The 13,473-nt window shown below is 42.5% G+C and carries 9 protein-coding genes; 3 read left to right on the top strand and 6 right to left on the bottom strand.

Annotation, left to right across the window (positions count from 1 at the left end; translation table 11 throughout):
• Positions 1–248: 248 nt before the first annotated feature.
• From glgA to BKK50_RS11065, 5 genes are all read right to left on the bottom strand, one after another.
• Positions 249–1,679: a glycogen synthase GlgA gene (glgA, locus tag BKK50_RS11045; protein ID WP_077418016.1), complete on the bottom strand. Its 1,431-nt coding sequence runs from the start codon at positions 1,677–1,679 to the stop codon at positions 249–251.
• Between the two features lie 253 nt (positions 1,680–1,932).
• On the bottom strand, positions 1,933–3,234 hold the full coding sequence (gene glgC / locus BKK50_RS11050; RefSeq protein ID WP_077418019.1) for a glucose-1-phosphate adenylyltransferase: 1,302 nt from the start codon (positions 3,232–3,234) through the stop codon (positions 1,933–1,935).
• A 25-nt stretch (positions 3,235–3,259) separates the two neighbouring features.
• Positions 3,260–5,236 carry a glycogen debranching protein GlgX gene (glgX, locus tag BKK50_RS11055; protein WP_077418022.1) on the bottom strand — a complete coding sequence of 659 codons (1,977 nt, stop codon included), beginning with the start codon at positions 5,234–5,236 and terminating at the stop codon, positions 3,260–3,262.
• Positions 5,237–5,426: 190 nt separating this feature from the next.
• Positions 5,427–7,631 carry a 1,4-alpha-glucan branching protein GlgB gene (glgB, locus tag BKK50_RS11060; RefSeq protein ID WP_077418024.1) on the bottom strand — a complete coding sequence of 735 codons (2,205 nt, stop codon included), beginning with the start codon at positions 7,629–7,631 and terminating at the stop codon, positions 5,427–5,429.
• The gene (locus tag BKK50_RS11065) at positions 7,628–8,074 is read right to left on the bottom strand and encodes a hypothetical protein (protein ID WP_143529818.1); all 447 of its coding nucleotides are present in this window, start codon (positions 8,072–8,074) and stop codon (positions 7,628–7,630) included. Before BKK50_RS11065 ends, glgB begins: the two co-directional genes overlap by 4 nt.
• Positions 8,075–8,375: 301 nt before the next feature.
• Here BKK50_RS11065 and upp point away from each other — a divergent pair, with 301 nt between their 5' ends.
• From upp to hda, 3 genes are all read left to right on the top strand, one after another.
• Positions 8,376–9,002 (top strand): uracil phosphoribosyltransferase, encoded by a 627-nt coding sequence (gene upp, locus BKK50_RS11070; protein ID WP_077418030.1) that lies wholly within the window; start codon positions 8,376–8,378, stop codon positions 9,000–9,002.
• Between the two features lie 123 nt (positions 9,003–9,125).
• Entirely contained in the window at positions 9,126–10,382 is a 1,257-nt protein-coding gene (locus BKK50_RS11075) for a nucleobase:cation symporter-2 family protein (RefSeq protein WP_077418032.1), read from the top strand.
• A gap of 61 nt (positions 10,383–10,443) precedes the next feature.
• Positions 10,444–11,139: a DnaA regulatory inactivator Hda gene (gene hda / locus BKK50_RS11080; protein ID WP_077418035.1), complete on the top strand. Its 696-nt coding sequence runs from the start codon at positions 10,444–10,446 to the stop codon at positions 11,137–11,139.
• Between the two features lie 161 nt (positions 11,140–11,300).
• Here hda and BKK50_RS11085 read toward each other — a convergent pair whose 3' ends face one another.
• Positions 11,301–13,256 carry a site-specific recombinase gene (locus BKK50_RS11085; protein WP_077418047.1) on the bottom strand — a complete coding sequence of 652 codons (1,956 nt, stop codon included), beginning with the start codon at positions 13,254–13,256 and terminating at the stop codon, positions 11,301–11,303.
• Between the last annotated feature and the right edge of the window lie 217 nt (positions 13,257–13,473).

Below are 13,473 nucleotides of genomic sequence, written 5' to 3' on the forward strand. Positions count from 1 at the left end.
TAAAAATATAAACGTTAGGCGGAATAGCTAAACAATTAAAAAAGCTCCATCTCATCAAGTGAGTAATATTCAGCGAATATTACCCCATTTTTGACCATCCCTGATTGACTATAAAGTATTAGCTCCATAAAAAGCGCATAGATTCTAGCCATTATTAAGCAAAAAACAACCAGAATTACCTGGTTTGAGGAAAAATTTCTCAAACCAGGTCTAGCGTAAACAATTTTCCAGAAAACTGGCATTGCAAATTATAGCCGTTGATACAATGCAAAATACTCAGCCGCTGCTTTACGCCAGCTGAAATCTTGTTTCATCGCATCGCTACGAACCATCGACCAAGATCGTGGTTTTTGCCAAAGTAAAAAGGCTTGCTGCAAACTTTGGCGAAGCGCTTCCGGTGTAGCCTGATCAAATACAAAACCTGTTGCGGAGCGATTTTTGATGGTTTCGGATGTACTGTTCACCACCGTATCTGCCAATCCCCCCGTTTTACGTACCAACGGTAACGTGCCATATTGCAAGCCGTAAAGTTGGGTTAAGCCACAAGGTTCAAAACGGCTCGGCACAAGAATCACATCCCCCCCAGCCACCATTAAATGGGAAAGCGCCTCATCATAACCAATTTTCACTGCAATATTTTGCGGATAGGTTTCGGCGAGATGGCGAATACCGTCTTCTAAATGTGGTGCACCTGATCCCAAAATCATCAGTTGACCGCCTTGTTTTACAATTTCATCGGCACTTTCAATCAATAAATCCACACCTTTTTGTTCTGTTAAACGGGTTATCATCACAAAGGTTAATGCTCGTTCTTCTTGTGGTAAATTGAAATAGGCTTGTAAAGCCGCCTTATTTTTCTTTTTACCGGTCAGGGATTTCAATTTATAACGGTGGGCAATATAACTGTCGCAACTTGGATGCCAAATGGTTTCATCTACCCCATTGAGAATCCCTACCAGACGATTCTCCGCTTTTAACCCTCCAAGCAGACCTTGTAATCCGTAAGCAAATTCCGGTGTAGTAATTTCTTCTGCATAGGTCGGACTCACAGCGGTAACCGCATCAGAATAGAACAACCCTGCTTTGAGGTAGGAAATTTGTCCATAAAGCTCTAAACCATCCACATGGAACATACCTGAAGGCAAACCGATTTCATACAAATGATGATAAGAAAATTGCCCTTGATAGGCTAAGTTATGAATGGTAAAGATGGATTTCGCAGGGCGACCTTTGTTAAATAAATAGGCGGCGCATAACCCTGCATGCCAATCGTGAGCGTGGACAACCTCAGCCCGCCACCAACTGTCTAAGCCTGTCGCCAGTTCTGCCCCTACCCAACCGAGTAGTGCAAAACGCTTATAGTTATCACCATAATCGTTGTAATAAATATCGTGGTAAGGATTACCTTCACGATGATACAAATGAGGAGCGTCAATTAAATAAACCCCCACCCCATTGTATTGACCATAACGCAAAATAATATGCCCGGCAAAATTGTCAAATTCCGCCACAATTTGTGTATTGGGAATACCTGCCATCATCGCAGGGTAAGCCGGTAATAATATGCGGGCATCCAATCCGATTTGGTTTTGGGCTTGTGGCAATGCACCCAGCACATCCGCTAAGCCACCAGTTTTTAACAGCGGATAAAATTCCGAGCAAACATGTAATATTTTCATTTCCTATTTTCCTTTATGCTAATTTCCTCTATCCATTTATGGAGAAAATAAAACCACTGTATTATGTCGCAAACGCACAAAAGCAGAAATTTCAACGAAATCTGCGTATCTGTTTTTAATATATTGAAATAATTTGATTTTATGGCGGATATACGCAGTGTGCCCCTACGAATAAATCAAATTCAGTTTGAGAGCAGCAACATCATACTAAAAATCAATAAAGTGCGGTCAAAATCAACCGCACTTTTCAGGATTAATCTAAATGCGCCTCAGAAGCAATTTCTTCCCCCTCAAGTTTCTTGAGCATTTTCGGGGTAACTAAAATTACCTTACCTGTTGAGCTGATACGAAAACGCTTACGATCTTCTTCTAAATTGACACCAATTTGCATACCATCCGGAATATGGCAAGTTCGATCAATAATGCAGTTTTTCAATACACAATTTTTACCAATGGTGACTTCAGGCAAGACGACACAATGTTCCACTTTTGAGAACGCATCAACTTTAACACGATCAAAGAGCACGGAATTACTAATCAATGCATCGGTAATCACGCAACCGCCACCAATCAGCGAGTTATCGACAGGATGAACATTGGTTTGTTTATAGAAGAATTTGGACGGATACGCTTGAACCGGATTACCACGAATCGGCCAGCTTTGATCATAAATATCAAGTTGTGGATTTTCAGAGACTAAGTCAATATTCGATTGCCAGAAACTATCGAGTGTTCCCACATCACGCCAGTAAATTTCCCCCTCCGTATTGCGTCCCATACAAGAACGGCTGAATGGGTGAGCATAAAGCGTTTCGTCTTCCAAACATTTTGGTAAGACATTTTTACCAAAATCGTGGCTAGTTTCCGGTGTATTCACTTCACGTTCAAGCATCTCGTAGAGATAATCCGCATCAAAAACATAGATCCCCATTGATGCCAAAGATACATCAGGTTTACCTACCATAGCCGGTGGATCTTTTGGTTTTTCGATAAAAGCTTTCACTTTTAAGTTTTCATTGACTGCCATTACGCCAAATTCATGGGCTTCTGAACGAGGCACTTCAATACAACCGACCGTGCATTTCGCACCACTATTGACGTGATCCATTAACATCACACTATAATCTTGTTTATAAATATGGTCGCCGGCCAAAATAAGCACATATTTCGGACGATAGTGATCACGAATAATCGCCATATTTTGATATACGGCATCGGCTGTACCACGATACCAAGTGGAATCATCAATTTGTTGGCGGGCAGGAAGCATATCGACAAATTCCCCACGTTCTTGCGGCAAGAATGACCAACCGGTTTGTAAATGACGAAGTAAAGAGTGAGCGGCATACTGCGTGACGACACCAATGCGGTTTAAACCGGAATTAATACAGTTAGAAAGCGCAAAATCAATAATTCGGCGATTTCCACCAAAATAAAGCGCAGGTTTAGCCCGTTTATCGGTAAGTTCGTGCAAACGTGAACCACGTCCTCCCGCTAAAATTAACACTAAGGTATTTTTCACCAAGTCATATTTGTTTAAGTCGCCAGCTTTCATAAATAGCTCCAATTATTGTTGTTCGTTATTCATTACTCAACACACAACATCCCATAGCAGAAAGTGCTGCCTGTTGTGTTGTGAGCACCCAATTGTGCGTACCGACTTGCGCCTTCCATTTCCCTTGCGGCAAACTGAAATGCTGCCCTTCCGCTTTGGCATTAATCAATAAAAGCCAATGATTATCTAAAACGACCTGTAATGCTTTGGTTTCTCGATTTTGCCAGTCTTCAAGGCGCATCGGCTGACCGTGGCTATTTAACCATTGCACGTTATCAACCGACCACCATTGATCTTGCTTTAAACTCACCATTTGCTTACGCAGTGCAATGATTTGTTTGGTGAGTTCAAATAAATCTTTATCAAAGTTCGCCCATTTCAACCAAGTGATCTCATTATCTTGGCAATAGGCGTTGTTATTACCGTATTGTGTGTTACCAAACTCATCGCCTGCCAACAACATAGGCGTACCATTTGCCAACAGTAGGCTTAGTAACAAACCACTTTGCGCAAAAGTGCGGTCATTTTCCACCGCACTTTTTTGCGGTTCGGCAAGGGAGGTGGTTTCCCCTTCTATACCGTGGTTATAGCTATAATTTTCGTTGCGTCCGTCTCGATTTTGTTCACCGTTTGCTTCATTATGTTTTTCGTTATAGCTCACTAAATCCCGTAGGGTGAAACCATCGTGGGCAGTGATAAAATTGAGTGAACAATGAGGCTGGCGATCATTTTTCTTAAATAAATCACCCGACCCCGCAAAGCGTTCTGCAAATGCACCGAGTTCGCCACTTTTCCATAGCCAAAAACGGCAGAGATCATCTCGAAACCGATCATTCCATTCTGCAAAATAATGTGGAAAATTCCCCACTTGATAGCCATAATCGCCAATATCCCAAGGCTCAGCAATCAGTTTAATATTTTGTAAACCCGGTTCATTGGCGATATCTGAAAAAAGTTGAGCAGAGGCATTAAAATCAGGTTTATCCCGCCCGAGAACACTGGCTAAATCAAAGCGGAAACCATCCACATGACACTGTTCCACCCAATAACGCAAGCAATCGATCACCCATTTTCGCCCCACATCAGAGGATAAATTAAGCATATTGCCGCATCCCGTCCAATTGATGTAATGCCCGTGATCATTACGCCAATAGTAGGTTTGATCGTCAATGCCTCGTTGACTGAACGTCGGGAAATACTGTTCCGATTCGGCTGAATGATTGAATACAACATCTAAAATCACTTCAATACCCGCTTGATGAAAAGCCTTGACCATGGCTTTAAATTCCGCCAGCGGATTATTTGTCGCCGCATATTTAGGCTCTACGGCGAACATCGCAAGAGGGTTATACCCCCAATAATTTTGTAAGCCACGTTCCTGCAAGTGGGGTTCATTAACATGGAAATTGACCGGGAGCAATTCCACTGCGGTCACACCTAATTCTTGTAAATAAGCGAGATTTACAGGATGAACTAACCCACTATAAGTGCCTCGCAAAGCCTCGGGAATCTGCTCATTGAGCTGACTGAACCCTTTTACGTGCAATTCATAGACAATGGTTTCCCCCCAAGGAGTCATAGGTTTTTTATCATTATCCCAATCAAAATCTTCTTCAATAACGACCGCTCTTGGTGCAAGGTGGGCATTATCACGAGGATCGCTTAATAAAAACCATTCACGGCTTTCTTCGTTACTTAAATTGGGCTTATTGCTCACGGCTTTCGCATAAGGATCGAGCATTAATTTCTGCGGATTGGCGTGTTCACCGTGGATGCGAAAACCGTATTGCGTACCGATTTGCACGCCTGTTACCGCCAAATGCCAAACATTTTCGGTACGAACCATAGGGAAACGGCTTTCGTTTTCCTCGTCAAATAAACAAAGTTCCACCGCATTTGCTGCCGCAGAAAAGAGGGCAAAATTGGTAATTGTTTCACCGTTTTCAATTCGCTGCGAGTAACCGAATGGACTTGGTGTGCTGTTGTTATGGATTGTGAACATATTTTATCTCATCGTTGTTGCAATCCTCTCGCCCGCTTACGAGGGAGAGGCAGACGGAAATGACATCAGGCAATTTTCGTTAGAGAGGGGAGTGCGGTCATTTTTTGCAGAGATTTTTCCATTCTCCCATCTTACGAAATCTTGCGGATTTCTTCCCCCTCTCCGACAAACAGGTGAGGGGATAGGTACGTTATGCTTTTAGCTTCAAATAAACCGTTGCCAATGGCGGAATGGAAACGGAAATGGAATTTTCCCGTCCATGGCTTTCAACCGATTCGCTTTGCACACACCCAAAGTTACCGAGGTTAGAACCTTGGTAATACATCGAATCCGTATTCAAAATTTCTTCGTATTGCCCCGCCACGTTCACGCCAATGCGGTAATCATAACGAGGCACTGGTGTAAAGTTGCTCATCACAATAATGCGCTCGCATTTCCCTTTTTCATCCGGTTCGCTACGGCGTTCAAAGGCAAAGACGGAATTTGCCGCATCATCCACCACTAACCAATCAAACCCTTCCGGTGAATTATCCAGTTCAAAGAGCGGTCGATTTTGGCGATAAATATGGTTTAAATCTTTCACCAATTTCAGCACCCCTTTATGCCAACTGCCACCGATGTTTTCATCAAGCAAGAACCAATCTAAACTTTCTTCGTAATTCCATTCTCTTCCTTGCGCAAATTCATTCCCCATAAAAAGCAATTTTTTACCCGGGTAGCCCCACATATAACCGTAATAAGCACGCAAGTTGGCAAATTGCTGCCACGCATCGCCCGGCATTTTACCGAGAAGAGAAGATTTGCCGTGTACCACTTCATCATGGGAGAGAGGTAACACAAAGTTTTCACTGTATTGATACACCATACCGAAGGTCATTTTATTGTGATGATATTGACGGTAAATCGGATCGAGTTGCATATAGGAAAGCGTGTCGTTCATCCAGCCCATATTCCATTTGAAATTAAAGCCTAACCCCCCGTTTTCACTTGGATGGGTCACACCGGCAAATGACGTGGATTCTTCCGCAATGGAAATCGCTCCCGCCATTTCATGGTGGATTTTCCAGTTGGTATGTTTTAAAAACTCAATGGCTTCAAGGTTTTCACGTCCGCCATATTGGTTTGGGATCCATTCGCCCTCGGCACGGCTATAATCACGGTAAATCATGGAGGCTACCGCATCGACCCGAATACCGTCCAAACCGAAACGTTCCAGCCAGTACAACGCATTGCTGGAAAGAAAATTGCGGACTTCATTACGACCATAGTTATAGATCAACGTGTTCCAATCTTGATGATACCCTTCCCGTGGATCAGCGTGTTCATACAATGCTGTGCCATCAAATGCCACTAAACCGTGGGTGTCGCTTGGGAAATGTCCCGGTACCCAGTCTAAAATCACATTGATTCCCGCCTCATGGGCACGTTTTACCAAACGGCGGAAACCTTCCGCTGTGCCAAAACGACTGGTTGGGGAATAAAGCCCCAATGGCTGATAGCCCCAAGAACCATCGTAAGGAAATTCGGAAAGGGGCATAAATTCGATGTGGGTAAAACCCATATCTTTCACATAAGGAATGAGTTCATCGGCAATTTGGTCATAATCAAGCCAAAAGTTATTTTCAAGATTACGCCGCCATGATCCTAAGTGCACTTCATAAATTGAAATAGGTTGGTTAGCCTGGTTTGCTTTGCGGCGGGCTTCGGTCATTTCCACTACATTCGGTAACGCACTCACTTGAGAGGCGGTGTCCGGACGAAGTTGCGAACTAAAGGCATAAGGATCCGCTTTCAAACGGAAATTGCCGTAGCAGTCGATAAGCTCAAATTTATAGAGTTGTCCAAGACTGACTTTCGGAAGAAATAATTCCCATACACCACTTTTTGAATGGAATCGCATCGGGTGGCGGCGACCGTCCCAATAATTGAAATCGCCCACAATGGAAACTCGTTTTGCATTCGGTGCCCACAAGCGGAAATTTACCCCACTCACCCCGTCACATTCCATAAAATGCGCCCCTAAAACTTCATAAGGGCGTAACATTGAGCCTTCAGAAAGTAACCAATGTTCCAAATTATCAATCATTAGGTGAAAACGGTAAGGATCTTCAATAATCTGCGCTTCATTGCCCCAAAAAACTTGTAATTGGTAAGCAAAAAATTGATGGCAATTTGGCATCACACCAGCAAAAAAACCACGTTCATCCAAACAATCTAATTCGGCAACAGGTTCTCCTGATTCCCGCTCGATCACTATAACCCGATCCGCATCGGGTAATAAAACACGGATTTCAATACCACGCTCGGTTTCGTGCATACCCAAAGTGGCAAAGGGATCGCCATTTGAAGCGTCAAAAAAAGAATCAATAATTGATTGAGTGATTAAAGTTGTCATCGCTTACTCCTTATACTTTTGCGTACGTCATTCATCATCGCAAAGAAAACTTGGATAAATTTGTAGAGGGTATTCAGGCATTGAGCATTAGCCCACATATTTTTATTGTGGTGTTGCCATGTCTGTAATTGAAAAACTATCCTTGGTAAAACCAATGATTGGATTAAATAATGTTGAGGATTTATTGAAAAACGTAATTGATAATAGCCGGAAGAGAGGAAAGGCAAAGAAAGTGCGGTCGATTTTTGTATTATTTTTTGCGTTTCGGAAACGCTATTTTTTCCTTGTAAACAAAACGCACATATTGGCTCCGTTAAAACAAGCCGGGCGACACCATAAAAGATAGGCTTATTTTCAAAAGCCGCCCAAACACCACCGCCAGTATCCTCATATAAATAGACTGCCCCTTGGTTTCGGACTGTTTGTTGAGGTCGTTCTAACACTTCCATATCACTAAAAACAGCAAATTACAACTTGATTTCATTCTAGCTTTGTTCTGAATAAATACAACGGCTTTTATTCAAATTAGTGATCTCTGTCAAACTTTAAGGTGCTATTCGGTTATCCTTCCGCCATTCCCTAATGAACCTTGCCTTTTTCATCAGTTCTTACGGTGTGATATATTATTTTTTCATATACAAATCACTAGAGTTTTCTTATTTTCTGATTTAGAATTCACCGATTTGATTTTCAATCACTCACATATTCACATTAATCCATTCACTCGCAGTTAAGGGGCAAATCATGAAACTTGTTGAAGTTAAACATCCATTAGTCAAACACAAATTGGGTGTGATGCGTGAAGCAGAAATCGATACCAAAAAATTCCGTGAACTGGCAACCGAAATCGGCAGTTTATTAACTTATGAAGCCACATCGGATTTAGAAACAGAAAAAGTGATTATTGACGGTTGGAATGGTTCCGTTGAAATTGATCGTATCAAAGGAAAAAAAGTGACCGTTGTCCCCATTTTGCGTGCCGGTCTTGGGATGATGGATGGCGTATTGGAACATATTCCAAGCGCACGTATTAGCGTGGTCGGGATCTACCGTAACGAAGAAACCCTTGAGCCCGTACCTTATTTCCAAAAATTAGCGAGCGATTTGGAAGAGCGTCTTGCCATTGTGGTAGATCCGATGTTAGCCACCGGGGGCTCAATGATTGCGACTCTTGATTTATTAAAAGCAAAAGGCTGTAAACACATAAAAGTATTAGTGCTTGTGGCAGCGCCTGAAGGTATTAAAGCCTTAGAAGCAGCACACCCTGATATTGAACTTTATTGCGCTTCTGTGGATGATCACTTAAATGAACAGGGTTATATCATTCCGGGCTTGGGTGATGCGGGTGATAAAATTTTTGGAACAAAATAAACCCTGGTTCTAAAACCTTAAGACGGCTTTCAAGCCGTCTTTTTTCGGGCGGAAAACAGTTTAAAAATCCTCTTTTTTGTGACCGCACTTTCCAGTTAATCCAAACAGAGCGTTAAAACTAAAATGACTCATCAAAATCAAACCACCACGATTCAACCGAAAGTAGGGCAGAGCATTGCAAAACAATCCTTTGTTGGCTTACAAATGCTCTTCGTTGCCTTTGGCGCCCTTGTACTTGTGCCGCTTATCACCGGTTTAGATTCTAACACCGCATTACTTACCGCCGGCATAGGCACGTTATTATTTCAGTTTTGCACCGGTAAACAAGTGCCCATTTTCCTTGCCTCCTCATTTGCTTTTATTGCACCCATTCAATATGGCGTTCAAACTTGGGGCATTCCAACCACAATGGGCGGGTTAGCTTGTGCAGGCTTGGTCTATTTTGCCCTTTCTGCACTAGTGAAAATTCGTGGTAGCCAAGCCTTAGAGCGGATTTTCCCCCCTGTTGTGGTCGGGCCGGTTATCATCATTATCGGTATGGGGCTTGCCCCCGTTGCGGTCAATATGGCATTAGGAAAAGACAGTGCCTATGCTTACAACGATGCCGTACTGGTTTCGATGATCACCTTAATCGTCACCCTTTCCGTAGCCGTATTCGCAAAAGGGTTGATGAAATTAATCCCGATTATGTTTGGTATCACCGCAGGCTATGTTCTTTGCCTTTTCCTTGGTTTAATCAATTTTCAACCCGTGATTGATGCGCCTTGGTTTGAATTACCCAAACTCACCAAACCGGAATTTAACCTTGAAGCCATTCTCTATATGCTCCCTATTGCCATTGCACCGGCGGTCGAACACGTTGGTGGCATTATGGCAATTAGCTCGGTAACCGGAAAAGATTTTCTAAAAAAACCGGGATTACACCGCACTTTATTAGGGGATGGCGTTGCTACCGCTGCCGCCTCATTAGTCGGGGGACCGCCTAACACCACCTATGCGGAAGTCACCGGTGCGGTGATGCTCACCCGTAACTTTAATCCGAATATTATGACCTGGGCAGCGGTATGGGCGATTGCCATTTCTTTCTGCGGAAAAGTCGGTGCTTTCCTTTCCACCATTCCAACCATTGTGATGGGTGGGATTATGATGTTGGTTTTCGGCTCTATCGCCGTCGTCGGCATGAGCACCTTAATCAAAGGGAAAGTCGATGTAACCGAACCCCGCAACCTCTGTATTATTTCCGTGGTGATGACTTTTGGGATCGGCAATATGTTTGTGAATGTCGCTGATGCCGTTTCATTGAAAGGAATAAGCCTATGTGCCATCGTGGCAATCGTCCTGAACTTCGTTTTGCCAAAAGCAAAAAATGAAGTAGAATAACCAAAAAAATTAAGGGCTGGAATAGCCCTTTTCTTTCTTAACCAATCAGGTTTATATCATTTTGAATCAGCAACTTCCTTTGCCTATTCATCAAATTGATGATGATACACTTGAGAATTTTTATGGTGACAACAATTTGTTGTTGCTTGATTCGTTGCGCAAAAATTCACAACAGATTCAACAACAGTTTTTCTATGTTTGGGGAGCTACAGGATCTGGCAAAAGCCATTTACTTCGTGCTCTCAGCAATCAATACCTCAATGAACAGCGTCCAGCAATTTATGTGCCATTGAACAAATCCCGCTATTTTTCTCCTGCTGTATTGGACAATTTAGAACAACAAGCGCTTGTCTGTTTAGATGATCTAGATGCCGTTATGGGAGAGCCTGAGTGGGAAATCGCCATTTTTGACTTATTTAATCGAATCAAAACAAGCAGCCAAACACTCTTACTCGTGAGTGCCTTCCACTCTCCCACCGCATTAAATGTCCAATTACCCGACTTAGCCTCACGTTTAAAGTGGGGGGAAATTTATCAACTTTCCCCCCTAACAGACGAGCAAAAGTTAGAAGTATTACAAAAAAATGCTCATCAGCGAGGCATTGAACTACCGTCAGAAACCGCACAATTTCTCCTAAAACGCTTAAACCGTGACACCCACACGCTATTACAAACCTTAGAAAAGCTCGATAAAGCCTCATTACAAGCACAACGCAATCTCACGATTCCTTTTGTGAAAGCAACCTTAGGATTATAAAAACAAAAAGTGCAATGAAGTGATTAGCCCAAAAAAAGTGAGACTCATTTAATTCAAGAGCTGAGTTCCCTATGGCTTGGGGGATAATCCTTTTAGTTTTCATTGAAAATACGCATTATTGCCATAATGTATATACTCGTAAATTTTCAACCGCACTTTCTTTATTTTTCTAATTGAACTGGCAAAAATAGACTCAATGGGCGCTGTTTAATAATATATCCTACTTCACGCCAAATGGCCCACCAGCTATCAATTTCTGTATTTAATGAGCGTAATGCAACCCAAAGGGTTAAGGAAAAGCTGACGATCAAATTCACCAAGCCAATCAATAAAACGAAACTGAGGCATTGTAACACCAAGGCAACCGTAAAATGCCCACTCACTGCAATATAGCCTACATTGGCCGAAGAAAAGGCAACATGGCGAATATCAAGCGGTAAACCGGTTAAATAGCCCACCACGCCGGTTAATCCCAACAATAATCCAAAGCAAAGATTTCCCATAATGGAACCATAGTTGTCGTGCAAATAATCGGCTAATTTTGCTCGGTATTGGGAAGGCAGCACTTTTTTCAAACAAGGGTGCTGACGCAAACGCATTCTCAAATTCAAATAGTGACTTCGGTTATCGAAATAGCCTGAAATGATCCCTGAAAAAAACAACCATACCCCGGCAATTGCGGCAAACCATAATGTGCCGGCGAAAGGATCAATACTGTGTAGCTGATAATCAATCTGCCCTTGATTGAGCAAAGCCTCACCACTTTGTTGCTGATAGATAAACGCAATCAACGCCGCTAAACTCATCGCCACAAGCACATTACCCACCACCGCAATACTTTGTGAACGAAATACATCCACGAGCAATTGAGCGAGTTTCATATTCAAGGCTTTTCCGTTAGGATGACGCTCCACTGCCTCAGCAAAACGGGCTGCCGTCATGGCCGGTTGCTTCGTTGCCACCGTGAAATGCAACATAAAAATGAGGGTGAACCCTAAGCCATAGTTAAGCCCTTCAGCAATCCCTTTCCAAACTTTATCATCAATGACACTTCCCAAATACATTTTAAACAGTGCCATCAGCGCAATTAATACCCCACCTCCGGCTGCTGAATAAAACATCGAGAAGTACTCTTTTTTATCCCTTGTAATGTAATGTTCACCATGATCGCCTGAATTTTGCGTGATACTCCGTGCAATGAGCTTTGAACTCTGTTTCCATAAACGGGAAATACTGTGTTGTTCCGCTGCAGCGCGGGCAAAACAGCCGGTTAATAATAAAATACGACGAGGTAAGTAACGATTTGATACAAAAATCGCCATCAGTTTTTCCAATCGTTCTAAGGTTTGTGAAAGTCGTTCTAGAAGATAAGCCACATTAAGGGATGAACCGACCTGTGCCCCTCTTTTTTGTAAGCGTTCAATAAGCCGATTACATTGTTCAAACATCACTTGAAAGTGGCTATCATCAAACATATTCCCTTGACGACGAGCCTCTAACCAATCAATCACTTCACGGTGTAATGCAACAAAAGGCGAATCGGCATTCAATAATGAAGGTTCCATACGCATCAGTTCCGGTTCCATTTCTTCTGCCGCAATCCAAATCGACAGCATCTCTATGGCAAATAACCCTTCATGTTGAAAGTGAGTATGCAAACGCTCTCGATCTTTTTCCTCAGTTTGACGGGCTAAAACGCCTAAAAGCCCCCGCCATTCTTTTAACGGAATAGCATCAATCCAACGCACATCATTTTTATCATTAAATAACAGATAAAAAATATCACGCAGATCGTTGATATCTTTAAAAGCAGGATTAAAACGCTCATAAAGGCGACTTTTCATTTCACGCCCAAATCCCTCACGAGCCAAAATACCACTGCTAATCAATAGGGGATAAAGGCGTAAACTACACACCCAGTCACACAATAGCTCAGCAACCGAACGAGCCAATTCTTTATCTTGTTTCAAAATACGCCGGATTAAACGAATATGAGGCACAATTTGATAAACACGACTTTCCCGAAAAAGCTGACACCACCCTTCCACCAAGCCAAAAGCATCATTTTCAGCCACTTTTTGACGAATAAACTGCGGTAATGTTTCAGGTTTAACCATGATTGATTTCAAATTATCCTCCGTTTGCTGATAAAAACGGCACATTATACCGATTCGTGAGGAAAGGGGAAGTAGGCGGAATAATCTAATCAATAGGAGGAATTCATCACAAAAGTGCGATTAAAAATTTTCCATTTTTTCGGTATTATGTAGCAAATGCACAAAAATAGAAATTTTAACAGAACGTAGGGACACACTGCGTGTGTCCGTTATAAAA

This window comes from Rodentibacter rarus, from assembly GCF_001998965.1.
Taxonomy (GTDB): domain Bacteria; phylum Pseudomonadota; class Gammaproteobacteria; order Enterobacterales; family Pasteurellaceae; genus Rodentibacter; species Rodentibacter rarus.